Raw genomic sequence first — 24,270 nt, 5'->3', positions numbered from 1 at the left:
GCGATGGACGATCTCGATAACGCTCTCGACTCCGAAAGCGGTTACTCCGGCGCGCGGCGCATCGTGATCCTCTCCCTGCTGCTGTTTATTATCGTCGGCGTGTGGGCGTGGTTTGGCATTCTCGACGAGGTTTCAACCGGGACGGGGAAAGTGATCCCCAGCTCGCGCGAGCAGGTGTTGCAGTCCCTCGATGGCGGGATCCTGACCGAACTGAACGTGCGCGAAGGCAACGTGGTGCAGGCGGGCCAGGTGCTGGCGCGACTCGATCCCACACGTTCAGAATCTAACGTCGGTGAAAGCGCGGCGCGCTATCGTGCATCGCTGGCCTCCAGCGTGCGCCTCACCGCCGAAGTGAACGATCTGCCGCTGGTCTTTCCCCCCTCCCTGAAACAGTGGCCGGAGCTGATCGCCGCCGAAACCCGGCTCTACACCTCGCGCCGCGCGCAGCTGGAGGACACTCAGCGCGAGCTGAAAGCTGCCCTGAGCCTCGCGAACAAAGAGCTGGCTATCACCCAGCGGCTGATCAAAACCGGAGCGGCCAGCCACGTGGAGGAGTTACGCCTGCAGCGGCAAAAAAGCGATCTGGAACTGAAGCTGACGGACGTGCGCTCGCAATACTACGTGCAGGCCCGCGAGGCGCTGTCGAAAGCCAACGCGGAAGTCGATATGGTTTCGGCGGTGCTGAAAGGCCGCGAGGATTCCGTGACGCGCCTGACCGTACGATCGCCGGTGCGTGGGATCGTGAAAAACATCAAGGTGACGACCATCGGCGGGGTTATCCCCCCGAACGGCGAGCTGATGGAGATTGTGCCGGTGGACGATCACCTGCTGATCGAAACCCGCCTGTCACCGCGCGATATCGCCTTTATCCACCCGGAGCAAAAAGCGCTGGTTAAAATCACCGCCTACGATTACGCCATCTACGGAGGGCTGCACGGCGTGGTCGAAACCATTTCGCCGGACACCATTCAGGACGAAGCCAAACCCGAAGTGTTCTATTACCGGGTGTTTATCCGCACCAGCCAGGATTATCTGGTCAATAAAGCGGGCCGCAAATTCTCGATTGTGCCTGGGATGATTGCCACGGTGGATATCAAAACCGGAGAGAAATCGGTGATGGATTATATGATTAAGCCGTTTAACCGGGCGAAAGAGGCGCTGCGGGAGCGGTAGAGTACCAGCATTAGTTTGTGCATATTCGATCCCCTCATCCCCACCGGGAGAGGGGTTCAAAGAGAGAAAACCTGCGCCAGGGGGGATAAACCAATTCACCTTGGGTTTCTTGCTTCTCTGTCACGACGATACCCGTGAATGTGCAGAGTAACGTTTAAAGATATTTAAACGTATTGATATGTCGGCCCCCTCCCTCAAAACGTATCGGTGACATTACGCTTACCAGGCCTACATGACTCCGCATATCGGGGAAGCGCAGTAACATCCGACACGTTTTATTTTTCCCCCCTGAACTCTGCTACAGTAGCGCCAACATAAAAAATTCAGGGAGTGAACATGCGCCAGAGAACGATTGTTTGTCCGATTATCCAGAATGACGGGGCTTATCTGCTGTGCAAAATGGCGGCGGATCGCGGTGTGTTTCCCGGCCAGTGGGCGCTGTCGGGCGGCGGTATGGAACCGGGTGAAACCATGGAGCAGGCGCTGCGGCGCGAAATTCGCGAAGAGCTGGGCGATGCGCTTGAGATCACCGCCGTCAAACCCTGGGCGTTTCGCGATGATATCCGGGTGAAAACCTATGCCGACGGCAGTAGCGAAGAGATCTATATGATTTACCTTATCTTCGACTGCGTCAGCGCCAACCGCGATGTGACCTTTAACGAAGAGTTTCAGGAGATCGCGTGGGTGCAGCCGGAGGCCATAAAAACGCTGGATCTCAACGAAGCCACCCGTTTTACGTTTGCGCAGAAGGGTTTGTTGTAACCCCCCACTGTCCCGGCGTTCTGCCGGTGTAGGTGCGAAAGACCTCAATGAATGCGCTGACGCTGTTGTAGCCGCACGACAGCGCAATCCATCCGACGGGTTTTCCCTCCTCCAGCCACTCCATCGCCCTGATCACACGGGCCAGCTGCCGCCAGTTCACAAAATTCATGCCCGTCGCGGCGCTAAACTGCCGGTGAAACGTGCGCACGCTCATCCCGGACTGGCGTGCATACTCTTCCACCGGGAGCACATCGTCCACGGCGTTCAGTAGCGTGCGCGCGATTTTCAGTAAACGCGGGTGAGCGGGCATCGGCAGCCGAAAGCGATCCTGCCGGGACAGAGCCAGCTCGCGGGTGAGCATGGAGATCATCAGCGGATCTGCGCCCTCGCCCGCCAGGCACAGCCGCAGGAACAGCGCCTCGCACAGCTTTTCCGGTTCGAAAACCGCCGGTTGCTCGGGCAGGGCTGAACAACAGGCTGAATCCAGATACAGAGACTGGCCCTCAATGGCGCTTTCCGACAGCGCGGCATGACGCAACCCCGGCGGGATCCAGCCGATATGCTCTCGCGGCACCACCCAGCGCCCCTTTTCGGTCTCGATAATCAGCAGGCCCGAGGTCATACGGCAGAGCTGGCCGGTGGCGTGAGCATGCCAGTCGGTTCGATAGCCCGATGGATGGCGAAGAGGTTCAGCGGTCATCAACATAGTTTGGCCGAAAATCGTTATTGATTGCCTGATTACAGAAACTACGCCAGATTCTGTCAAGGATAATGTGCTCTCACCCCCTTTAAAGGAGCACAACAATGTCCCTTATTACTGACCTGCAGGCTGCCACTGACGAACCATCCTGCCGCGCCCTCACCCAACGGCTGTTAACCGATCTTTTCGCGGGAACGCTGGCTCCGGCAGAGATTTTCTCGAATGACTACCAGCAGCATACGGACGGTAACGCGCTCAATTTCGCTGAATTTGTACGGCATTTAGATCACGTCCGCACGCAAACCAAGAGGATCACCTTCAAGGTCGAGCAGGCATGCTGCACGCCGCATCTGCTGGCAGACCGCCATATCGTCACCGTAAGCAAAACGGACGGACAAACGTCAGAAATTGAGGTGTACCTGTTTGCCCGCCTGCGCGAGGGGAAAATCTGGCGGATAGATGAAGTGACCCGAGTGATAAAGGGCGACCACGCCGACAAATCCCTTGCCAGCGCGACGTCGTAGTTAACTCACTTGCTGCTGTGAAGTGAAGCGATACACGCGCACATAGCGGGTAAATTTTCCGACAAACACGCCCGCAAAAACGCCCCCGGAGATAATCGCAAATGCGCTCATACCGGGCTGCTGCAGCGTGGTGGGGGAGACGGTAGTCATCACCCCCAGCACATATTTCACGCCAAACGCCAGCATCATCAGCGGCAGCGCCGAGTAGTCGGCCTGCCGGTACAGACTGCGCGGAGGTTCCGCGCGCGTTACCGCCGTCTGTTTGATGAGTAAATAGCCCAGCGCTGCGCCTGCCAGCAAACCGGCGATCCACAGGGCGCTGCTGGCGACGGTGAGTTTGCGGAACACCACCAGATCGTAGATATCCCAGAAAAGAAAAATGGCGGGGATAATCGCGAGCTTTTCCAGCGTCACGATGGCGGGTTTGCGTGCTTTAATGCCGCGAGTGATGAGAAAGACAAACAGCACCCACACCCAGACGGGCGTATGGGTAACCACACCGGTGAGGAATTCAGTCATGGGTTTTACCGTCAGTGATATTTCGCACCGGGTAATTATTACGCATGATAGCGGCTACGCCATCATGCGTAAGGCTGTTCAGAGCGAAATTTTCAGGCGGCGAACCGCCTCTTTCAGCTGCTCATCCGTGGCCGTGACAAACGACATGCGCAGCGTCGCGCGGTCGGGTTCGCTGCAATAGAAGAACTCACCGGGCACGAACACCACGCCGTTCGCCAGCGTCTTCGCCAGCCATTCGGTGGTATTAAGACCGTTGTTGAATTTCGCCCACAGGAACATCCCGCCCTTCGGTTTATGGAAGGTCAGCACATCACCCAGCTCTTTTTCCAGCTCATTTGCAAAGGTCTGATATTTCTGGCGATAGGCATCGCGAATCAGCGCAATCTGCCCGGCCAGACGCCCGGTTTGCAGATATTCGTAAGTCATCAGCTGCGACAAGGTGCTGGTATGCAAATCAGTGGTTTGCTTGAGATTCACCACCGCCCGTTTCAGCCACTCAGGCACCACCAGCCAGCCGACGCGCGTGCCGGGTGCGAGGATTTTGGAGAACGTCGAGGTATAGACGACGTTATCTTCGTTGCCTATCGCTTTGGCATGGGCCATCAGCGGGCGGAACACGTCAGAGGTGTAGTTGATTTCGCTGTAGGGGTCGTCTTCGATAATCACGAAATCATAGCGTTTTGATAGCTCGACCAGCTGTTTGCGGCGGTTTTCGGAGAGCGTCACGCCGCCTGGGTTGCCAAACGTCGGCACGATATAGACGGCTTTGATGGTTTTGCGGCTGACCAGGGCTTCCAGTTCATCAACTTTCATCCCTTCCCCATCGGTGCCGACAGATTCAAGATGGGCCTGCGCCAGACTAAAGACCTGCAGCGCGGCAAGATAGGTCGGACGCTCCACAACCACGGTATCGCCGGGATTGATCAGCGCGCGGGCCAGAATATCCAGCGACTGCTGGGAGCCGGAGGTGACCACCACGTCATCGGCCTGACAAGCGATTCCACGGTCGGCGCAGATCTGCCCGATCGCGTCGCGCAGTCCCGGATAGCCTTCACTCAGACCGTACTGGAATGCTTCGCCGAAATGGCGGGATAACACGGCATCTGCCGCAATCTGTAACCCTTCGTGATCGAAAAGATCGGGATTGGGAATGCCGCCGCCGAGGGAGATCACACCCGGCATTTTGCTGTGTTTTAATAATTCACGGATGGCGGAGGATTGCAGGCTCTGCACGCTGCTGGCGAGTTTGTTTTTAGACATACTGTCGATACCCTGTTTTTCTGTTTTTTTAGTGACTACATGGTGTTAGTAACACATCTGCGGGGCAGTGATCATCACATTTACTGCTTTTTTGCCCGGATTAATCACGCTCTTGCGGAATGATTGAAATGTGACCGTTGCGCTCCAGAATGGCGTATTTGATTTTGCTGAACTCGGTGATGCCCTGGTTCTGCCGCGCTGCAACCAGAATATCATCGCAGGAGACATCCACTTTCCGCAGCTTATCCGCCAGGGGCATCCCATTTTCCACCAGGATCACCGGAGAGCCATCGAGCACGTCCTCCGCCCCGGCAAAGGTTTTCTTCATCAGGCCAAAGAGAATATCCACCACCACCAGCGTCACGATGGTGATCATCGCGCCAGTCACCGAAAAATCATTCCCCAGCAGCGCCTGCTGTGTGGCTTCGCTGATAATCAGCAATAAGATCAGATCAAAGCTGGTCATCTGCAATAACGCCCGACGCCCCGCCACTTTAAACACCACCAGCAAAATCAGGTAGATCGCCAGTGCCCGAAAGACCATCTCCATATTGCGCTCCTAGGGATAAATAAACTGCCAGAAAGCGATTTCCGGCTCATCGTTAACGGTTATCCGGTTCACCGCTTTTCCGGGCGTCGTGGGCGTGAGGTACAGGGTCACAGAGAAATCACGCTGACTTTTGATTGTGTTGTAAACCAGGACGAGGGCTTTTCCCTGGCTGTACATCCGATCGGGCTGGGGTGAGAGGGTGCCGGGCTGGAAATTATCCCTGACATCGCCGTCGAAACGAAAAATATAGTGTCCGGTATTTGATGGGGGGACTGTTGCCCTAAGTTTAAATTCTGTTTGCAGACGCCCAAAACGCTCGTAATAAAGGTGTAATGTCTGGTTATTATTTGTTTTTTCTGCCGAACTGAAATATCCCGTAGAAAAGAAACCGCCCAGCGCCAGCAGTAAAATAAGTAATAAAACCGCAAATCCCACCTGGCGAAATCGCGCCTCCAGGGTGAGGGCAAAACGATTTTCCTTCACGCCAGGTAATGCCTCTTGTTCGTCTTTCAGACTCGACATTTATCACCTCAACCGTTTCGCCTGCCTTTTATGGGCCATTGAGTATTAAGCCTAATCCTCTGTGCCCCTCGTCTTCTATGCCGGAAGAACGCACGGAAATCTGCCTTAATAGTAAGTCAGATCCGCCGTTTCGGGAGGGCAGCCTGCATTTATCTCTTTCCCCTGCCCGCTATGTGTGTCGCAGGCATTCAGAATAAAGGGATTTATTTCACTTAACGTGACCAGGGGTATATAGCGATATCGTTCTTCTCAATCCTTTTTATTCCCGCGCGCAGACTCACCTACCAGAATTAGGGATAACGCACACCGGTATATCCCGTCCTTTAGGATTAATCCCCCTTTTATTCACTCTTCAATATTTAAACAATCTTACACAAATTCACATTGCATCCATTTTGCTTACACAGCACGGAATGTCCGATGATAGCCCGATCCCAATTCGCCATAATAATATCAACCGCCGCAGGGTTGTCTTTCCTGCTTCCTGCTCACGCCGCCGAGCCGGATAATCAATTTATTATTCAGCAGCAACGCCAGAAAGCGCTGGAACAGCAACTTACCCCGCCCGTGCCCGATGTGCGTCTCTCCGAGCCGTCATCCAGCTTTGGCAAAATCGCCTTTCCTGTCGAAACGCCCTGCTTTCCCATTCGCAATGTGACCCTCACCGGGCAGGACGCGCTTCCCCGCTGGCTACCGCTGCAGCGAATTGCCGACCAGGCGCAGGGCCGTTGTCTGGGCGGAAAAGGCATCAACCTGCTTATGAGCACGATGCAAAACCGCCTCGTCGACCACGGCTGGATCACCACCCGCGTGCTGGCGCCCACTCAGGATCTTAAGAGCGGCACGCTGAAGCTAGCAATTGTGCCGGGCTATATCCGCCACGTCCGGCTCACAGAGGACAGCGACGATTATATTCAGCTCTACAGCAGCTTCCCGGCGCACGAGGGTAACCTGCTGGATCTACGCGATATCGAACAGGGGCTGGAGAACCTTCAGCGCTTGCCGACCGTAGAAGCCAGCATGGAAATTGTTCCCGGCGAACAGCCCGGCGAAAGCGACGTGGTGATCACCCGCAAGCAGTCAAAAATGTGGCGGCTGGGCTTGTCATTGGATGACGCGGGCACCGAGACCACCGGGCGCTATCAGGGCGGCGTGACGCTGTCGCTGGATAATCCTTTCTCACTCAGCGATCTGCTGTACGTCTCCGCCAGCCACGACCTCAACGATCGCGGCGGCAAAGGCAGCAAGAACTACACTGGCCACTATTCTGTGCCGTTTGGCTACTGGACGCTGGGCGTGACCGGCAGTGATTACGATTATCACCAGACCGTTGCAGGCCAGAATCAGGATTACCGCTACAGCGGTAAAAGCAAAAACCTGGACGTACAGCTCAGCCGCGTGCTGCACCGCAGCGGTTCACAGAAAACGACCCTGACGGCGGACGTGCTGGCGCGAGAAACGCGCAACTATGTGGATGACACGGAAGTGGGCGTCCAGCGCAGGCAGACGGCGGGCTGGCGTCTGGGGTTACAGCACCGCCACTATATCGGCCAGGCCAGCGTGGATGCGGGGGTGAGCTATCAGCGCGGCACCCGCTGGTTCGGCGCTCAGCCGGCACCCGAGGAGGCGTTTGGCGAGGCCACGGCGCTCAGCAAAATCCTCCAGCTCAACGCTCAGCTCGATTTGCCGTTTGAAATCGGCACGCAGCAGTTCCGTTACAACGTTCAGTACCTGCGCCAGATAAGTAACACACCGCTGACGCCGCAGGATCAATTCGCCATCGGCAACCGCTGGACGGTGCGCGGCTTTGACGGTGAGCGCACCCTAAACGCCAGCCACGGCTGGTATGTGCGTAACGATCTGGGCTGGAGCACGCCGCTGCCCAATCAGGAGCTTTACCTGGGTGCCGACTACGGTGAAGTCGGCGGCTACAGTTCGGACCCGTTGATCGGCAAACATCTGGCCGGGGGCGTTGTGGGGCTGCGCGGGAGCGCCTTCAACACCGGCTATGACCTGTTTGCAGGCACGCCATTCTCAAAACCTGACGGGTTCCACACCAGTTCCCTCACTCTGGGGTTCAACCTCAACTGGAGCTGGTAATGCGCATAGGCAATCTGGATATCAAAGCCCCGCTGCTCCTCGGGGGCGAACAAAACGAAGCCGAAGTGTTGGGGGCCACAGTCTGGCTGTGGATGCACTCGCCCATGCACCGGGATGCGCCGCTGCATGCCCTGCCGACGCTCCTGCTTCCCATCATCAAACGCCAGCAGTACGTGCTGGTGGTGGAGAACGAACGCCCGGTGTTCTTTCTTAGCTGGGCGTGGCTGAACGAAGAGGCGGAAGCCCGCTTCCTCACGCGTCCGTCCATTGAGATGAAAGAAGAGGACTGGGATAGCGGCGACCGCATCTGGTTTTGCGACTGGATTGCCCCCTTCGGCCATACCCGCGCCATGCAAACCTTGATTCGCCACGACCTCTTTGCCGAACACTGCTGGCGGGCGCTGTATCACCGTGGTGCCGAGCGCGGCAAGCGCGTCGTGATGTTCCACGGCAAACACGTCACCCGAGAAGCCGCACAACGCTGGCAACTGAACCACCCGCTCGCCGCCCCGCTGCCGCAAGCGTTTAAAGGAACGACCCATGAATAAGAATCTGTATCGTATCGTCTTCAACAAAGCGCGCGGCATGCTGATGGTGGTGGCGGATATTGCCCGTTCGGGTCGCGCCGGGACCACGCGGGCCGCCGGGATTGGCCATACCCACAGCCAGCTTATCGGTAAAATCAGTGCCATGAGTCTGAGTCTCTGGCTGGCGATGGGTGCGATACAGACGGCGCAGGCCAACATTGTGGCCAACGCGGGGGCGCCAAAAAACCAGCAGCCGACGGTGATCACCAGCGCCAACGGTACGCCGCAGGTCAACATACAGACCCCTTCCAAAGCCGGGGTGTCGCGCAATAACTACACCCAGTTTGACGTCAGCCAGAAAGGCGCAATCCTCAATAACTCGCATAAAAATACCCAGACGCAGCTGGGCGGCATGGTGTCGGGCAACCCGTGGCTCGCCAAGGGCGAAGCGAAAGTGATTCTGAACGAAGTCAGCTCCCGCGACCCGAGCAAACTGAACGGCATGATTGAAGTCGCAGGGAAAAAAGCGCAGGTGGTGATCGCCAACCCGTCAGGTATTACCTGTAGCGGGTGCGGGTTTATCAACGCCAACCGCGCGACGCTCACCACCGGCCAGGCGCAGATGACCAACGGCAATCTCACCGGGTATAACGTGGAACGCGGTGAAGTGGTCGTTGACGGTGCCGGGATGGACACCTCCGGCGCGGATTACACCGATATCATCGCCCGCTCGGTCAAAGTGAATGCCGGGCTGTGGGCCAAGGATCTGAAAGTCACCACCGGGCGCAACAACGTCGATGCCGCGCATGAACGCATTGAAAAAGGCGCCGATGACATCGCCACGCGACCGCAGCTGGCGGTGGATGTCGCCAGTCTCGGCGGGATGTATGCCGGTAAAATCCGCATGGTCGGGACGGAAAAAGGGGTCGGCGTGCGTAACGCCGGGGCGATGGGTGCCCAGGCCGGTAGCGTGACCCTCACCGCCGACGGGCGCATCGAAAACAGCGGCGTCATTCGGGGCAGTGAAAACGTGGCGGTGCAGACCGCCAGCGAATTCGCTAACCGGGGCGCGCTCACGGCGGGCAATAACGCCCAGGTGAAAGCCGCTACGCTCACCAGTGAGAAAAACAGCGTGCTGGCCGCCGGGGTGAAAAACAACGGCAAACTGGCAAGCGCAGGGAATTTAACCCTGAGCAGCAACGGTCAACTGAACGCCCACGGCCAGACGCTGGCAGGCGGCGATATCAGCGTCACAGGTCAGGGGGTAGATATCAGCGGCAGCCAGACCCAGGGCAAACGGGTATTGCTCGACGGCGGCGCAGGCGATCTCAGCACCGCCAGCGCGCAGGTCAGTGCCAACGAACTCACGGCCCGGGCCGGAAAACGCCTTAACAACAGCGGCGGTTCCCTCAGCGCCGAGACGGTTACTCTCAGTGCGCATGACCTCTCCAACCAACAGGGAAAAGTGATTCAGAGCGGGAAAAACGCGCTGGCGATGGATCTCAAGGGCGAGATCGATAACCAGCAGGGGCAGATCGCCGCGACGCAGGGTGTGTCGCTACACGCGCAATCGCTGAACAACACGGGCGGCCAGGTGGTTGCTGTGGCGGGGAAAACCCGCATCGATACCGGCTCCCTGAATAACGAGCGGGGGCTTATCTCCGCCGCCGCAGGCGACGGTGAGATCCACAGCGCGCAGACGCTTCGCAACACCGGAGGGCGCATCGAAGCGGCGAAAAGCCAGCACATCGACGCCGCCGGAGTCGATAACCAGCAGGGGGTGATTGTGGCCGATGGCGCGACAATCGCGCTGAACGACGGCAGCCTGAACAACCAGTCCGGCGCCCTGCTCTCCCACGGCGCGCTCAGCGTCACCAGCGGCGCGCTGGATAATCAGAACGGTTTTCTCGCCAGTCAGGGTGCCTTAACGCTGGACGGCAGCGACATGGATAACCGCTCTGGTCAGATCGGTTCTAACCAGAGTGTCACCGCCCGCTTTAACACGCTGGTGAATCAGGGCGGTGCGATAAAAGCCGTCGATGCGATGACGCTCACCGGCGGAGTGCTGGATAACAACCACGGCGAGACTTTCGCCGGGAAAAGCCTCGCCTTCAGCGGCGAAACGCTCAACAACGCTGGCGGGCAGCTGGCGGCAGGTGAAAGCCTGACGCTCGCGCCTGCCAGCCAGTTACTCAATCAGGCCGGACTGTTGCAGGGCGATGGCGTTCAGATCACCACGGCCAGCCTGAGTAATAACAGCGGGACGCTCAACAGCCTGGGATCGCTTGATCTCTCCACCGGTACGCTCGATAACCAGGCGGGTACGCTGGCGGCGAAAGGTGCGGCAGACATCGCCACACTCCAGATGGACAACCGCAGCGGCGGGCGCGTGATTGGCGAATCCGCCACTGCGCTGCACTCGGATAACCTGCAAAACAGCGGCGGGCAGATCCAGTCGGTGGGCGATCTGCTGCTCGACAGCGCGCGCGGCGTGGTGGATAACGTCTCCGGTTTGATTCGCGGCGGGCAGAGCGTGACGCTAAATGCGATCACCTTCGTCAATCAGAACACGCTGGCTGAAAACCAGGGCCTTGAAGGCCAACAGGTGACGCTGAACACCGACGCGATCGCCAACCAGAACGGCAGCCTGCTGGCCGACACGACCCTGACCATTCGCAATACCGGTACGCTGGACAACAGTTCCGGCGCGCTGGCGTCATCCGGCTTGCTGGATATTGCCGGTAGTGGACTGAACCTCATCAACCAGGGGGGAACGGCGAAAGCAGGTCAAACGCTGAATCTGCATGCGCAAACTATCGACGGCAGCGGCCAGTTGCTCTCGCTCGGGAATATGGATCTGAGCAGCGAAAACGGCCTGAACAACAGCGGCGCGGTCATCGCTAACGGCAATCTCACCTTCACGACTCCGGGCGCTCTGAGCAACAGCGGGAAACTGCTGGCGGGCAGTGCGCTCAACGTGCAGAGCGCCAGTCTCACCAATAGCGCCAGCGGCGAAATCAACGCCGGCACCAATACCCTGACCACCACCGGCACGCTGGTGAACTACGGCCTGATCGATGGCATCCACACCCGCATTAATGCCGAAACGCTGAATAATATCGGCACCGGGCGTCTCTATGGCGATGCGGTGGGCGTTAACGCCATCACCTTTAACAATCTGGCGGAAAACGGTACGGCGGCAACGCTTGCCGGACGCGAGCGCGTGGACCTCGGCGTGCAGACCCTCAACAACCAGGCGCACGCCCTGATCTACAGCGCCGGCACCCTGTGGGTCGGCGGCGCGCTGGACGAGAGCGGCGCCGCGATCGGACGCGCGGCGGCAATCAATAACCACAGCGCCACCATCGAGTCCGCCGGGGATATGTCGCTCGCTGCCGGGCAGATCAACAACATCAATGACGATTTCGCGACCGAGATCGTGCTGGTTTCTCAGGAGCCGTTAACCGAGTACCAGCACTCAGGCTCCACCAACCGCTGGAAAGCCGGCGATGAGGGTGTCTGGATAGATGGCAACTCCTCAGACGGCCTGCGCAACCTCAATACGCCGGAGCTGAGCGGCCACGGGCACGACGATTTCAACGAGTATAACTACACCCGCACTATCGAAGAGACCCGCATCAAACAGAGCGATCCGGCGAAAATTCTCTCGGGCGGCAACATGACGCTGACGGGCGATCGGCTGTTTAACGATAAGAGCCAGGTTATTGCAGGCGGAACACTCTCGACCGACGCCATGGGCACGGTGCTCAACGACGATGTCGCGGGCGAGCGGCACACCACCGACGCGGGTTACGTGACGCATTACTACCGCATCCGCCACAAAGGTGACGACGAACAGGGGCGTCGCAGCACTCTCTACACCCCGCCGACCGCGATCCAGAGCATTGCCTTAAAGCCTGGCCAACTGGTGAGTAACGGCAGCGTCGAGGGCAGCAACCTGAGCATCACGCCGCTGGTATTGCAGGGCACGGATACGGCGATCGGCCAGGCGGGAGGCGTCAGCGCGTCGCCGCAGCAGACCGTATCCCCCGGCGAGCCGGTCACGCCACCGGCGGGTCAGCAGTTTGAAGTGACGCCTGCCGACGGTGCCATTCGCATTATCGGTCCAAACACTACCCTGCCGGATAACAGCCTGTTTAAGGTCAATCCGTCATCGGACGTGCCTTATCTGGTGGAAACAGACCCGCGCTTCACTAACGAAAAGCAGTGGCTCGGCAGCGACTATATGCAAAACGCCTTAACCGGTGACAGCGACAACACCCTGAAGCGCCTGGGCGATGGGTATTACGAGCAGCGTCTGGTGCGCGAACAGGTGATTGGCATCACCGGCCAGCGCTATCTGGACGGGTTTAGCAACGACGAAGAGCAGTTTAAATCCCTAATGGATAAAGGGATCACCTTCGGGAAACAGTATTCGCTGAAGCTCGGCGTGGCACTGACACCAGAACAGATGGCGCTCCTCACGGGCGATATCGTCTGGCTGGTGAATACCCGGGTGAAAATGCCGGACGGCTCGATGCAAAACGTGCTGGTGCCGCAGGTCTACGCCAAAGTGAAACAGGGTGATATTGACGGCTCTGGCGCGCTGATTGCCGGGAACAACGTATCGATGAAGCTCAATGGCGATCTGTTTAACAGCGGTACCATTGCCGGACGCAAAGTGCTTCAGCTCGATGCGAATAACATCACCAACCAGACCGGCACCCTGCAGGCGGCAGACGTTAACCTCAACGCCCGTACGGATATCAATAATATTGGCGGGGCCATCGTGGGCGGCAGCAGCCTGCAGGCCACGGCGGGCCGGGATATCAACGTCACCAGCACCGTGAACAGCGCAGAGAGTGTTAACGGTGAAAACCGCTTTACCCGCACCACCATCGACAGCGTATCCGGCATCTACGTTCAGGACGATGACGGCAAACTGGCGCTGCAGTCCGGGCGCGATATTACCCTGACAGGCGCGCAGGTGATCGCCAGCGGCGAGAACGGCAAAGCGCAGCTGGTGGCCGGGCGGGATCTGAATTTGAACACGGTCACCACCGCCCGCAGCGATAGCCTGATCTGGGATGCAGACAACACCCTCAACCAGCGCAGCGTCGATCAGACCGGTAGCAGCATCAGCGGTACCGGCGGCGTGACGCTGGCGGCAGGAAATGACATCAACGCGCGCGGAGCCTCGGTTAAATCCGACGGGGCGCTGGCGCTCGGTGCAGCACGCGATATCAATATCGAAGGCGTGCTCAACGAAAGCCAGCTCGACGAGCGGCATAAAGTGGTGGGAGGCAACGGCTGGATGTCGAAAACCACCACCACGACCCGCGACACGGTGGACAAACAGACCGTTCAGGGCAGCGAACTGAGCGCCAATACCGTGCAAGTCATCGCCGGAAATGACCTGACGGTCGCGGGAAGTAGCGTCGTCGGCAGCGGAAACGTTGCGCTTAAAGCCGGTAACGATCTGACCCTCACCAGCATGGGCGGACGCAATGACCAGACGCATCTCAGGCAGGAGAAAAAATCGGGGCTGTTAAGCTCCGGTGGGATTGGCTTTACCGTCGGCTCCCATAAAGAGACCACCGATCAGGCCAGCCAGGCGCTGGCGGGCCAGGGGGCGATGGTGGGCAGTCTGCAGGGCGATACGGTGATGCTGGCAGGCAACGACTACCGTCAGACCGGCAGTTCGGTCTCCTCCCCTAACGGCAACGTCGCCATTCAGGGGAAAAACGTCACCATCGAGGCAGCGCAGGACACCTATGCGTCACAGTACAAACGGACCGTCGAGCAAAAAGGCTTTACCCTGGCCGTTAACGTGCCGGTGGTGATGGCGGCTCGCGGCGCGCTGGAAACCGCGCAGGACGTGGGCAAAAGCAACGACGACCGTATCAACATGCTGGCTGCCGCCAATGCGGCATGGGACAGCGCCCGTGCTGCCAGCGCAATGATGAACACCGCGCAGGGGCTGATGGCAAACGGCGCGCAGGCCGTGGCGCAGAACGTGAGCGTGTCGCTCACCTATGGCCAAAGCAAGCAGACCAATACGGAAGAGGTCAACAGCACCAGCGCGCTGGCAAGCACCGTTAACGCCGGTAAACAGGCGGTGGTGGTGGCAACCGGCGGCGAACAGTCGAATATCAATATCGTTGGCTCCGATGTCAGCGGCAAACAGGGCACCACCCTCTTTGCCGACAACGACGTTAATATTGTGGCGGCAAAACAGGAGCGCCACGAGCGGGACGATAACCAGTCCAGCGGCTGGAATGCCGGTGTGGCAGTGAGCTACGGCCAGGGCGGAGCCTCGTTTGGCGTCACCGCCGGCGCGAACGTCGGCAAAGGCCACGGCAACGGCGATGAGGTCTCCTGGCGCAACAGCCATGTCGGTGATATGGACGGTCAGACCCAGATCATCAGCGGCGGCACTACCACCCTGCGTGGCGGCCAGCTGCTGGGCAAAGGGGTGGATATCACCGCCGACAACCTGAATATCGAAAGCCTGCAGGACACCATGAAATACGACGGTAAGCAGATGAATGCCGGGGGACAGGTCACAGTGGGCTTCGGCTTTGCGGCATCAGGCAATTACGGGCAGTCGAAGGTCAATGCCGACTACGCCTCGGTGCAGGAGCAATCCGGCGTGTTCGCGGGGACCGATGGCTATCAGATCAACGTGAAGGATCACACGGACCTTAAGGGGGGCCTGATCACCTCCAGCGAAAGCGCAGAGCTGGCGGGAAATAACCAGTTCAGCACCGGCACGCTGAGCTGGAGCGATATTCATAACAGCTCGGAGTACGAAGGCAACGGGTTTGCCGTCGGGGGAGCCACCAGCATGAATACCGATTTTGGGCTGGGCGATAACGCCACGCCGCAAAGCAGCAAAACCGTACGCACCGACGATGGTTCTTATGTCCCGGCGCAGGGCTATGCCTCCCTCAACAAGAGCACGAGTTTTGGGATTGGGCATGACAGCGGCAGCGACAGCTCCGTCACCCGTAGCGGGATCAACACCGAGAATGTCACAATCACCCGCCCTGACGGGCAAACACAGCCGATCGACGGCATTAAAACGGATATCACCACCGAAACGGCGGCGGCGAATTCCGGTCGCCTTGAGAATAACTTCGATAAAGACGACGTGTTTAAAGAGCTGAATTTGCAGGTGCGCGTGACGCGTGATTTCAAAGAAAATGCGAATAATCAGATTGGGCAACTGCTGGACGCGCAGCAGGCGACGGCACAAGCGGCGTTGAAACAGGCTATAGATTCGGGCGATAAAGCGAAGCAACAAGAGGCGCTGACGGCAGTCTATAAACTGCAATATCAGCGACGCTTCCTGCAAACCCTGGTGGGGATCGTCGCCGGATCGCCGGATACCGCCATCACTCAGGGCACGCTGGCACTGGCCGCCACAAAAATGCGTGAAGAGACCATCAAAAACTCCCTGATCTTTGAGGGTATAGCAGACACCGAAAAGTCCTACAGCAACGTTTCAGGCGAGAGCAATGGTCTCTATGATGGCATTAAAGCCGGCGGTGTCAGGGTTGGTCTGGACGTGATCTGTGGTACAGCCAATGAACGCTGCTCGACGGCTGATGACGCGGGCAAAGTGCTTCTGCGTGATGAAAATGGCAGGGTCATTTATAAAGGCAATGCCGAATATCCGACCATCGATGCTTTCCTGAAAAAAAGCCCTGAAGCGGCAAGCCTCTTTGGACCTACGGGTGGATTCCAGGGAACCGGAGGATTATTGGTCCCATTCGGCGAATACAAGCCGGGCACATTCTGGGGGATATTGGTGACACCATCGTCGAGTCTTATGCCGGTACGCATGATTATATCGGCGGTCAAGTGCCTGGTTTTTATGACAGCGAAGGGAATACTTCCCGCGGGCGCAACCCGTTAACGGAAACCGCGGCAAATACCTGGACCGTTGTCGCGATTCCTCTGGCCACGCCTTTCGCCATGTCCGAAATGGTTTCGCCTGAGTTGCTGGACTTTATCTTTAATGCATCCAAATGAGGTTAAAACAATGACATTACGTCGCGGCTTACTTTTACTTTGTCCTCTTTACTTAACCGGATGCGTTGTTGCCGATCTGGATTCGACGAATTATCAGTACGTCCCCTATGTCCAGACCATCCAGAAAAAAGGCACTCTCGGACATACCAATACGGCGCAGCGCAAACAGGATCTTTACGCCTGTGGTTTAGACAAAAAAATTGATCCTGACACGCAGCCATTTAACCGTAATCAGCTTGTCGGAGGCGAAACGATGGCACAGCACGACAAGCGAATCGCCCATCTTGAGAATTGCATGATGGAAAAAGGCTATGTGTTACTCGATTTTGGTCAATGTGGCCCCTTAAAAGCCCCGACCGGAAAATGTAATTAACGAAATAAAAGCGCCAGCGGATTGCGCCCTAAATAAAACCACTCCCTCCCCTACCAATATAGGGGAGGGAAACACCAGGAATATTCCGGGCTTTAGGATTAATCCCCATTTCATCACCTGCCAAAAAAACCAACAATTTTAACCGTTTCATTTGCCATGGAATGTCCATGACATATTTGCCGGATGACACCGGCGTGACCCACAATAAAATAACGGCACAAGGATTACGGAAAATGAAAAAAATATCTCTGGCGGTATTCGTGGCGGCAAGCCTTGCCAGCGGCGCAGCTCTTGCGGATAACCAGACGGTTTCTCTTGGCTATGCGCAGAGCAAAGTTGAGAACTTTAAAAATATTCGCGGTGTTAACGCGCAATATCGTTACGAATGGGACTCCCCGCTCAGCGTCATCGGTTCTTTCACCTATATGAGCGGCGATGACGACCAGAAATATTATGTCGATTCTGATTCCGTCAAAAATCATATCGACGTGAAATATTATTCCCTGATGGCCGGTCCGGCTTATCGCATTAATGAATATGTTTCGTTATATGCGCTGGGCGGGGTGGCACATACCAAAGCCGATGTGGATACCAAATGGGTGAACGCGGGCGACGGCTATACGCAAAAAGACAGCCTCTCTGAAAAATCGACCTCTTTTGCTTACGGCGCGGGGGTGCAATTTAACCCAACCGATGAACTGGCGGTTAACGTCGGTTACGAAGGGACGAACGCCGATATCGACGGCAGCCACTCGATTAATGGCTGGAACGTCGGCGTCGGGTATCGCTTCTAATTCTGCCCTGCCCCTCTCTACGGGAGAGGGGCTATTGTCGACACATGCTGAACAAGGTGTGCAATAAACTGCGTCAGTTTCGGCAACGGGCGTAAATCCTGGCGCCAGAGAAGGTGCACTGGTCTCGGCTGCGGTGTGAAAGGCGCCAGCACGCGGATCAACCGCCCACTCGCCAGCTCGTCGGCCACCAGCACTTCCGGTTGTAATAACAAACCCGCCCCGGCCACCGCCGCCGTGCGTAACCCATATCCGTCGTTACAGCGCAGGATCGCATCGCGCTTCCAGCGCACTTCCCCTTCCACGCCCGGCAGCCGCCACTCGTTGCGCGCGGTCCAGACCGTATGCGACAGGCACAGATGATCGACCAGATCGGCAGGCGTTTGCGGCGTGCCGTGGCGCGCCAGATAGTCCGGCGCCGCGCAGATCACCATCCGGTACGGACAGAGATATTTCGCGACCAGATCGTCGTTACGAATATCACCGATACGGATCGCCAGATCGAAGCCCTCGTTGACCATGTCCACCATCCTGTTAGTCAGATCCAGCTCGACGCGCACCTCCGGCCACGCCTGAAGAAAGGTCGCCGTGAGCGGCGCGATGACACACCCGCCAAAGGAGGTCGGCGCGCTGACGCGCAGCGTGCCAGCCGGGGCTGCACGCAGGCGCTCCACGGCGCTTTCGGCAATCGACACCTGCTCCAGCACCCGTTTCGCCTCGTCGTAAAACACCCGCCCGGCGTCTGTCAGGCTCTGGCGGCGCGTGTTGCGCTCCAGCAGACGCGTGCCAAGCTGCGTCTCCAGCAGGGCAATGTATTTTCCAACCATCACCGCCGACATCTCCAGCCGACTCGCCGCCAGCGTAAAACTGCCGCTTTCGACCACGGCGATAAAAGTCTCCATGCCGCGAAGCTTATCCATATTGCAAACCCCTGGTTAGTAATGCTCTAACTTTAGCCCAGTTTATCCGAATTCTGTTTTATTAAAGAATGGAGGCTCACAACATGAAGGAGTCTGCTATGAAAATCGTCATTATTGGTGCCAGCGGTACGGTTGGCCGCGCCGTGACAGAAGAGCTCAGCCGTAAACACGAGGTCATTCGCGTTGGCCGCACGCAGGGTGATGAGCAGGTGGATATTACCTCGCAGGAGAGCGTGCAGGCCCTGTTCGAAAAAATCGGCCCGGTGGATGCGATTGTCTCGGCCAGCGGCGGGCTGCACTTTGGCCCTCTGGCGACCATGAAAGACAGCGACTTCAACCAAGGTTTGCAGGACAAGCTGCTGGGGCAAGTGCGCCTGGCGCTTACCGGACAGCACTACCTGAACGAAGGTGGGTCCATTACCCTGATCAGCGGGATTGTCGCCCACGAACCGATTGCCCAGGGGGTGAACGCCACCACCGTGAATGTGGCGCTCGAAGGGTTTGTGCGCGCTGCGGCTTGCGAACTGCCGCGCGGCATTCGTATCAACCTGATTAGCCCGACGGTGCTGACCGAATCCGCCGAAGCCTACGATGGATTCTTCCCCGGCTTTGAAAGCGTGCCTGCCGCCACCGTCGCGCTGGCCTATCGCCGCAGCGTGGAAGGCGTGCAAAGTGGTCGGGTCTATAAAGTCGGTTACTGAGGCTTAACGGCGGCGATCAACACCAGCATCGGTCGCTCCGCTTCTTCGGCCAGCGCGGGCCAGGCGTCAATCTGCGCCTGCGTTGGACCCCACTCGTTGACTTCGCGAAGGCTTAAACCTGCATGAATCAGCGCATTCAGCGTCGTGCCAAGCGTGCGGTGATATTTGATCACGCCGTCCGCCAGCCAGTTGCTGACGCGCTGTCCCTCCTGCTGATACTGATTCACTCCCCAGAACCGCCCGCCGTTGTCATCCGTCAGCCAGCCCTGGCGCGAAGCACAGGTGTAGATCGGATGCTCCATCGAAAAGACCAGGCTGCCGCCGGGTTTGAGCGCGCGCTGAACATGGCGAAAAAGTGTATCGAGTTCCGGCAGATAGTGCAGCGCAAGCGAGCTGTAAACCAGATCGAGGCTGTTGTCTTCCAGTTTCACATCCTCGAGATCGCGGCGTTGATACGTGATGGCGGGATCGGCGGTAAGCTCGGCGGCACGGGCGAGCATTTTCTCGGAGATATCGACGCCCGTCACCTGCGCCGCGCCGAGTTCACGCGCGCAGCGGCAGAACCAGCCGTAACCGCAGCCCAGATCGATGACCGTTTTACCGGCCAGATCGGGTAGCATGGATTTGAGCGTCGGCCATTCGGGTGCGCCGTCCAGCCCCTGCACCGAACGCGGAAGCTGGGCGTAGCCCTCGAAAAACGCCGGATTGTCGTAGATATTTTGTGCCATCGCAGATCCCTCTTGGTGAATATGCGTAGCAGTATATCGCAGGGTTTGGGTTTTGTTGGCCGGGTAAGGCGTAACCGTCACCCGGCGCACTGTTAGCTCACGGTGCCCCACACCAGGTTCCCGTTATGGAACGTCGCGGTTCGCGGGGAAATGCGCGCAACGGCTTCTGCCGAGCAGGAGGCGTCCACCAGCACAAAACTCGCGGCATCCTGCGCTTTCGGCCACACGCGTTCGCCTTTGTCGTTCAGTGGCAGTACGTTGCCAGTCGCAATGCCCAACGCGCGGGACAGCGTTTGCTCGTTCGGACGGATGTAGAGCTGCGCATACAGGTTCGCTTTTTCCAGCATGTCTCCCAGACCGTACGGCGACCAGTGGTCGATCACGCTGTCGGTGCCCGTCATCACAAATACGCCTTTGTCGCGCAGCTGTTTGAGCGGCATGTGTAAGGTGCCAATCGGCACGGTCGAGGCGACGGTGATTTGCTGCGCCGCCATGCGCGTGGCGAGGGCATCCACTTGCTGTTCGTTAAGCGTCGCCAGCGCAAAGCCGTGGCTGATGGTCAGCTTTCCCTTTAACGCTGGGGTTTTCTCGACCGTCTCCACCATATAATTCACTGCCGCCACGCCTGCGGGGCTGGTCTCATGCAGGTGGATATCCACCCCTTTGTCATAATCCAGCGCGATCTGGAACATGGTATCGAGAGATTTTTCCATCGCGCCGTCGACGTTAGTCGGGTCCAGCCCGCCGACGTAGTGCGCCCCGGCCTGCATCGCTTCACGCATCAGCGGTTCGCATTTTGACAGCAGCAGCCCATGCTGCGGGAACGCAACAATTTCGCAGTCAAAACCGGGCTTACGCCGCGCCAGCACCGCCTGCAGGTTTTCCAGATTCTTCAGGCCGGAGGTCGGTTCGATATTGCAGTGGCTGCGGGCGATGGTCGAGCCTTTGGACTGAATCAGGTCAATCAGCTTTTCCGCACGTTCCTGCGTATAAGGCTGTAGCTCGGGCAGCAGTTTTTGTTCGAGGCGGATCATGTCCTGAATAGTGGTGCCCGCCGGGCGATTCAGCGAGCGCCACGGGCCGCCGTAGAAGGTCTTGTCCAGATGGATGTGCATGTCGCGCATCGCCGGGAGCATCAGCTTGCCTCCCGCATCGTAATGGGGCAGCGCGCTGTCGGCATGGCTTTTGTTGTCACGCAGGGCGACGATTTTGCCGTCCTGGATCTCCAGGGTTTTAAGCTCGGTGCGGGTGCTGGTTGCCACATCGCCGTCGACGTTAAATCCGGCCTCCAGCAGCACGTTGTCGAGGTAGTAATGTTTCGCGGTGATGTTCATCGTTTTGCCCGTCTCGCAGGTGTTCTTCGCTGTCTCAGCAGCATACGCGACGGAGCCGGTCGCGCCAAACAGCGCGCAGGCAGTGACCATTTTGCCGCTCTGGCTGATAAACTCACGGCGGCTTTTATTCTCTTTCATCGTATCTTCCTTTTAGTGCTCTTTTACGCATTCACAATGTGAGTGCCGGTCTCACCGCGCAGCGCCGCAGGCAGGCAGTCTGGCGAGGTAATGATGACCCGTTTGCCGCCCTGTTTCAGGAACGCCAGACTGGCGACTATTTTCGGCAACATACTGCCCGCCGGGAAATGGCCCTCTTCCATGTAGCGCGTCATCTGCGCCACGCTTACGGTATCCAGCGCCTGCTGGTTCGGCTTGCCAAAGTTGATGCACACCTTCTCAACGCCGGTGGTGATCACCAGTACATCGGCGGCGATTTCGCGCGCCAGCAACGCGGTGGAGAGATCTTTATCAATCACCGCGTCGACGCTCTGATAGTCCCCCTCTTGAGTGCGGATCACCGGAATCCCGCCGCCACCGGCGCCGATCACCACAAACCCTTTTTGCGTCAGCGCTTTGATGGCGTCGGCTTCAACGATGCGCACCGGCTGCGGCGAGGCGACCACGCGACGATAGCCGCGCCCGGAATCCTCGACAAAGTGCCAGTCCGGATGGGCGAGCTGCAGCTCATCGCGCTGGGCTTCGCTGAAGAAGGCACCGATAGGTTTAGTCGGATGAGTAAAGCCGGGATCGTGTTGATCCACTTCCACCTGGGTGACCACCGTCACCGCCTTTTGCTCCCCGCGCGCTGCGAGACGGTTGTTCAGCGCCTGCTGGATCAGATAGCCGATCCCGCCCTGCGTGTCGGCCACGCAGTTGGCGAGCGGCGTCAGGGGCAGCCCTTCGCGCTCGTGGGCAATCTCTGCACGCCTGAGATCAAGCCCCACCTGCGGGCCGTTGCCGTGGGTGAGGGCGATGTCGTAGTCGGAGGCGAGCATCTCTAATACCGATTCCGCCACCGCTTTGACCGCCTGCGCCTGATGCTCTATCGACTGACTGGCGTTATCTTTGATAATGCTGTTACCACCGATGGCGACGACCATGAGTTCTTTCATTGTGTTTCCTTTATGGGTGCGGTCTGGCCCCCTCACCCGGCCCTTTTCCCTCTGGAAGAGGATAAGGGTGAGGGGATCAGGCATTATCAGGACTCAGAAACCGGCGCGACCGACCGCGCGACTTCGCGGCTGTCCAGCACATGTTTCACCACGAACATCCCGCTCATCATCAGGTACGCCGTCACAAACATCAGCGAACTGCCTTCGGCAAATCCCACCACCGGCGCGTGAATCACGCCGAACAGTGCCAGCAGCGCCCCCACCGCCGCGGCAATCGCTCCGCGCAGAGGTTTATTGATGATGGCGAAGATCGCGATACAACCCCAGAGCATGCTGGCGAGCGGTGCGCCGTTGCCCAGATGCACCAGCCCTTCGTAGTAGATGCCTTTGCTGTGCAGCACGTCGGTGCCGATTTTTGTCGCATTGGTTCCCGCCGCCCCCATCACGCTGTTCATCATGGTCAGCGCCCAGTTGGCGATCCACGGGAACAGACAGATAAAGATGACGGGCACCTCCACTTTGGGCGTTTCCCTCACCACCTGGTTGGCGGTGACGACGCCGATAAACACCAGAATCGGCACGATGGCGGTCATCGGAATGATGGCGAGCATAAATGCCCCCAGCCCGAACAGCGGTACGATGAACATGGTGACGCCCGACGCCAGGGTGTAGCCAATGCTTGCGCCCATCGCTTTCCAGCCTGCGTGACCGACGTAGACCGTCACCGGGAACGGGTTGCCCATCAGACAGCCGAGCATGGAGGCCAGACCGTTCGCCAGCATCACCTTGCGGGTCGGGTATTCGTCCCCCGCCGCGTGGGCGCTTTCGATGTTTTCGAGGTCAAAGATATAGTTCGCCAGCCCCAGTGGAACCGCCGAGGCCAGATACGGCAGGGCGTGCGGCAGACCTTGCATGAAACTGTCAACGTGGATTTCCGGCGGGTTAAAGCCGAACGATGACATGGACGCTTTGATCGCTTCCGGGCTTTGCAGACCGGAGATCCACGCCAGTGCCGTCCCGGCGATCAACAGCAATAGACCGGTCGGGATGCGGGCGAAGATCGGTTTTTTGCCGAACCAGTTGATGAAGATCAGCAGCAGCACGATGAAGGAGACCGTCGGCGCTTCGAACGCCTGCAGCATCGGGTTCATCGCCAGCAGCAGCAGACCTAAACCGGACAGGCACGACAGCAGCACGGTGCGCGGGATCATCTTGCGGATGGTTTCGCCTAAAAATGAGCCGCCCGCCAGAATCATCGCTTCAACAAAGCACCACACCAGACCAATCTGAATGGCGAAATCCGCATCGCCGGTCTGCTGATAAACCGGCATCAGCACCAGGAACGTCACCGTGAAAATGGACGGCGCGCTTGGGCCAGAGGGCAGAGCCGTCACATCCGTGCGCCCGGTCTGGCGCTGCATCTGCAGGCCAAACCACGCGTAGCAGATGCTGGCGACCAGCACCGCCAGCCCGAAGGCTGGCGCGATACGTCCATAAACAATCTCTTTCGGGATGCCAACGACAAAAATGAGCAGCCCCATCATGGTCAGCAAATTGGTCAGGTTGTTGGTCATCAGGCCGAAATAGGCCGCCCAGTCACCTCTTTTCCACTCCAGTTTCATGCTTTTCATGGATGC

General features: G+C 58.2%; 19 protein-coding genes. 9 read left to right on the top strand and 10 right to left on the bottom strand.

Features of this window, described 5'->3' with window-relative positions:
* Positions 1 to 3: 3 nt before the first annotated feature.
* Both DAI21_RS10005 and nudI read left to right on the top strand, forming a co-directional pair.
* Positions 4 to 1,173, top strand: a complete 1,170-nt coding sequence (locus tag DAI21_RS10005) for an HlyD family efflux transporter periplasmic adaptor subunit (protein ID WP_100780833.1) — start codon at positions 4 to 6, stop codon at positions 1,171 to 1,173.
* A gap of 336 nt (positions 1,174 to 1,509) precedes the next feature.
* Positions 1,510 to 1,935 (top strand): nucleoside triphosphatase NudI, encoded by a 426-nt coding sequence (gene nudI, locus DAI21_RS10000; protein WP_107702988.1) that lies wholly within the window; start codon positions 1,510 to 1,512, stop codon positions 1,933 to 1,935.
* Here the strand turns inward: nudI and DAI21_RS09995 are convergent.
* Complete coding sequence (locus DAI21_RS09995; RefSeq protein ID WP_234419525.1) at positions 1,907 to 2,641, bottom strand: helix-turn-helix domain-containing protein; 735 nt, start codon at positions 2,639 to 2,641, stop codon at positions 1,907 to 1,909. The two genes, nudI and DAI21_RS09995, sit on opposite strands and share 29 nt — an antisense overlap.
* A 98-nt stretch (positions 2,642 to 2,739) precedes the next feature.
* On the opposite strand from DAI21_RS09995, the gene DAI21_RS09990 reads away from it, so the two are divergent.
* The gene (locus tag DAI21_RS09990) at positions 2,740 to 3,159 is read left to right on the top strand and encodes a nuclear transport factor 2 family protein (protein WP_107702987.1); all 420 of its coding nucleotides are present in this window, start codon (positions 2,740 to 2,742) and stop codon (positions 3,157 to 3,159) included.
* Here DAI21_RS09990 and DAI21_RS09985 read toward each other — a convergent pair whose 3' ends face one another.
* The 4 genes from DAI21_RS09985 to DAI21_RS09970 all read right to left on the bottom strand — a co-directional run bounded on the left by DAI21_RS09985 (position 3,160) and on the right by DAI21_RS09970 (position 6,010).
* Positions 3,160 to 3,678, bottom strand: a complete 519-nt coding sequence (locus DAI21_RS09985) for a DUF6622 family protein (protein ID WP_107702986.1) — start codon at positions 3,676 to 3,678, stop codon at positions 3,160 to 3,162.
* A gap of 78 nt (positions 3,679 to 3,756) precedes the next feature.
* Complete coding sequence (locus DAI21_RS09980; RefSeq protein WP_107702985.1) at positions 3,757 to 4,938, bottom strand: PLP-dependent aminotransferase family protein; 1,182 nt, start codon at positions 4,936 to 4,938, stop codon at positions 3,757 to 3,759.
* A 100-nt stretch (positions 4,939 to 5,038) separates the two neighbouring features.
* Entirely contained in the window at positions 5,039 to 5,488 is a 450-nt protein-coding gene (locus DAI21_RS09975) for a DUF421 domain-containing protein (RefSeq protein ID WP_100779218.1), read from the bottom strand.
* Positions 5,489 to 5,497: 9 nt separating this feature from the next.
* The gene (locus tag DAI21_RS09970; RefSeq protein ID WP_233210372.1) at positions 5,498 to 6,010 is read right to left on the bottom strand and encodes a hypothetical protein; all 513 of its coding nucleotides are present in this window, start codon (positions 6,008 to 6,010) and stop codon (positions 5,498 to 5,500) included.
* A gap of 420 nt (positions 6,011 to 6,430) precedes the next feature.
* Between DAI21_RS09970 and DAI21_RS09965 the strand changes: the two genes are divergently transcribed.
* The 5 genes from DAI21_RS09965 (at position 6,431) to DAI21_RS09945 (ending at position 17,841) form a co-directional block, all read left to right on the top strand.
* Positions 6,431 to 8,110, top strand: coding sequence for a ShlB/FhaC/HecB family hemolysin secretion/activation protein (locus tag DAI21_RS09965; RefSeq protein WP_107702984.1), 1,680 nt, complete (start codon positions 6,431 to 6,433; stop codon positions 8,108 to 8,110).
* The gene (locus DAI21_RS09960) at positions 8,110 to 8,658 is read left to right on the top strand and encodes a toxin-activating lysine-acyltransferase (RefSeq protein WP_100779216.1); all 549 of its coding nucleotides are present in this window, start codon (positions 8,110 to 8,112) and stop codon (positions 8,656 to 8,658) included. Before DAI21_RS09965 ends, DAI21_RS09960 begins: the two co-directional genes overlap by 1 nt.
* Entirely contained in the window at positions 8,651 to 16,558 is a 7,908-nt protein-coding gene (locus tag DAI21_RS09955) for a hemagglutinin repeat-containing protein (protein WP_107702983.1), read from the top strand. The genes DAI21_RS09960 and DAI21_RS09955 overlap by 8 nt, the downstream gene beginning before the upstream one ends.
* A 126-nt stretch (positions 16,559 to 16,684) precedes the next feature.
* The gene (locus DAI21_RS09950; protein ID WP_102105397.1) at positions 16,685 to 17,047 is read left to right on the top strand and encodes a hypothetical protein; all 363 of its coding nucleotides are present in this window, start codon (positions 16,685 to 16,687) and stop codon (positions 17,045 to 17,047) included.
* Positions 17,048 to 17,280: 233 nt separating this feature from the next.
* Positions 17,281 to 17,841: an Ail/Lom family outer membrane beta-barrel protein gene (locus DAI21_RS09945; protein ID WP_107702982.1), complete on the top strand. Its 561-nt coding sequence runs from the start codon at positions 17,281 to 17,283 to the stop codon at positions 17,839 to 17,841.
* Between the two features lie 17 nt (positions 17,842 to 17,858).
* On the opposite strand, the gene DAI21_RS09940 is transcribed toward DAI21_RS09945, so the two are convergent.
* Positions 17,859 to 18,758, bottom strand: coding sequence for a LysR family transcriptional regulator (locus DAI21_RS09940; RefSeq protein ID WP_100779212.1), 900 nt, complete (start codon positions 18,756 to 18,758; stop codon positions 17,859 to 17,861).
* Between the two features lie 83 nt (positions 18,759 to 18,841).
* On the opposite strand from DAI21_RS09940, the gene DAI21_RS09935 reads away from it, so the two are divergent.
* Positions 18,842 to 19,459, top strand: coding sequence for a short chain dehydrogenase (locus DAI21_RS09935; protein WP_107702981.1), 618 nt, complete (start codon positions 18,842 to 18,844; stop codon positions 19,457 to 19,459).
* Here DAI21_RS09935 and DAI21_RS09930 read toward each other — a convergent pair.
* From DAI21_RS09930 to DAI21_RS09915, 4 genes are all read right to left on the bottom strand, one after another.
* Positions 19,453 to 20,187 carry a bifunctional 2-polyprenyl-6-hydroxyphenol methylase/3-demethylubiquinol 3-O-methyltransferase UbiG gene (locus tag DAI21_RS09930; RefSeq protein ID WP_107702980.1) on the bottom strand — a complete coding sequence of 245 codons (735 nt, stop codon included), beginning with the start codon at positions 20,185 to 20,187 and terminating at the stop codon, positions 19,453 to 19,455. The two genes, DAI21_RS09935 and DAI21_RS09930, sit on opposite strands and share 7 nt — an antisense overlap.
* Before the next feature lie 92 nt (positions 20,188 to 20,279).
* A complete protein-coding gene (locus tag DAI21_RS09925) occupies positions 20,280 to 21,659 on the bottom strand; it encodes an amidohydrolase family protein (protein WP_107702979.1) in 1,380 nt (459 codons plus the stop codon).
* A gap of 23 nt (positions 21,660 to 21,682) precedes the next feature.
* Positions 21,683 to 22,633: a carbamate kinase family protein gene (locus tag DAI21_RS09920; RefSeq protein WP_107702978.1), complete on the bottom strand. Its 951-nt coding sequence runs from the start codon at positions 22,631 to 22,633 to the stop codon at positions 21,683 to 21,685.
* Between the two features lie 86 nt (positions 22,634 to 22,719).
* Positions 22,720 to 24,264: a xanthine permease gene (locus tag DAI21_RS09915; protein ID WP_107702977.1), complete on the bottom strand. Its 1,545-nt coding sequence runs from the start codon at positions 24,262 to 24,264 to the stop codon at positions 22,720 to 22,722.
* Positions 24,265 to 24,270: the final 6 nt, after the last annotated feature.

Source organism: Lelliottia sp. WB101 (genome assembly GCF_003051885.1).
Lineage (GTDB): Bacteria > Pseudomonadota > Gammaproteobacteria > Enterobacterales > Enterobacteriaceae > Enterobacter > Enterobacter nimipressuralis.
Note: the sequence above shows the minus strand (reverse complement) of the source record. Positions and strands in the feature narration are given on the sequence as shown.

Excerpts from the sequence above, each read along its gene's own strand:
- DAI21_RS09975 (WP_100779218.1), bottom strand. The coding sequence starts at position 5,488 with ATGGAGATGGTCTTTCGGGCACTGGCGATCTACCTGATTTTGCTGGTG.
- DAI21_RS09950 (WP_102105397.1), top strand. The coding sequence starts at position 16,685 with ATGACATTACGTCGCGGCTTACTTTTACTTTGTCCTCTTTACTTAACC.
- DAI21_RS09995 (WP_234419525.1), bottom strand. The coding sequence starts at position 2,641 with ATGTTGATGACCGCTGAACCTCTTCGCCATCCATCGGGCTATCGAACC.
- DAI21_RS09945 (WP_107702982.1), top strand. The coding sequence starts at position 17,281 with ATGAAAAAAATATCTCTGGCGGTATTCGTGGCGGCAAGCCTTGCCAGC.
- DAI21_RS09925 (WP_107702979.1), bottom strand. The coding sequence starts at position 21,659 with ATGAAAGAGAATAAAAGCCGCCGTGAGTTTATCAGCCAGAGCGGCAAA.
- DAI21_RS09960 (WP_100779216.1), top strand. The coding sequence starts at position 8,110 with ATGCGCATAGGCAATCTGGATATCAAAGCCCCGCTGCTCCTCGGGGGC.
- DAI21_RS09920 (WP_107702978.1), bottom strand. The coding sequence starts at position 22,633 with ATGAAAGAACTCATGGTCGTCGCCATCGGTGGTAACAGCATTATCAAA.
- DAI21_RS09970 (WP_233210372.1), bottom strand. The coding sequence starts at position 6,010 with ATGTCGAGTCTGAAAGACGAACAAGAGGCATTACCTGGCGTGAAGGAA.
- DAI21_RS09980 (WP_107702985.1), bottom strand. The coding sequence starts at position 4,938 with ATGTCTAAAAACAAACTCGCCAGCAGCGTGCAGAGCCTGCAATCCTCC.
- DAI21_RS10005 (WP_100780833.1), top strand. The coding sequence starts at position 4 with ATGGACGATCTCGATAACGCTCTCGACTCCGAAAGCGGTTACTCCGGC.
- DAI21_RS09935 (WP_107702981.1), top strand. The coding sequence starts at position 18,842 with ATGAAGGAGTCTGCTATGAAAATCGTCATTATTGGTGCCAGCGGTACG.
- DAI21_RS09955 (WP_107702983.1), top strand. The coding sequence starts at position 8,651 with ATGAATAAGAATCTGTATCGTATCGTCTTCAACAAAGCGCGCGGCATG.
- DAI21_RS09930 (WP_107702980.1), bottom strand. The coding sequence starts at position 20,187 with ATGGCACAAAATATCTACGACAATCCGGCGTTTTTCGAGGGCTACGCC.
- DAI21_RS09915 (WP_107702977.1), bottom strand. The coding sequence starts at position 24,264 with ATGAAAAGCATGAAACTGGAGTGGAAAAGAGGTGACTGGGCGGCCTAT.
- DAI21_RS09940 (WP_100779212.1), bottom strand. The coding sequence starts at position 18,758 with ATGGATAAGCTTCGCGGCATGGAGACTTTTATCGCCGTGGTCGAAAGC.
- DAI21_RS09985 (WP_107702986.1), bottom strand. The coding sequence starts at position 3,678 with ATGACTGAATTCCTCACCGGTGTGGTTACCCATACGCCCGTCTGGGTG.
- nudI (WP_107702988.1), top strand. The coding sequence starts at position 1,510 with ATGCGCCAGAGAACGATTGTTTGTCCGATTATCCAGAATGACGGGGCT.
- DAI21_RS09990 (WP_107702987.1), top strand. The coding sequence starts at position 2,740 with ATGTCCCTTATTACTGACCTGCAGGCTGCCACTGACGAACCATCCTGC.
- DAI21_RS09965 (WP_107702984.1), top strand. The coding sequence starts at position 6,431 with ATGATAGCCCGATCCCAATTCGCCATAATAATATCAACCGCCGCAGGG.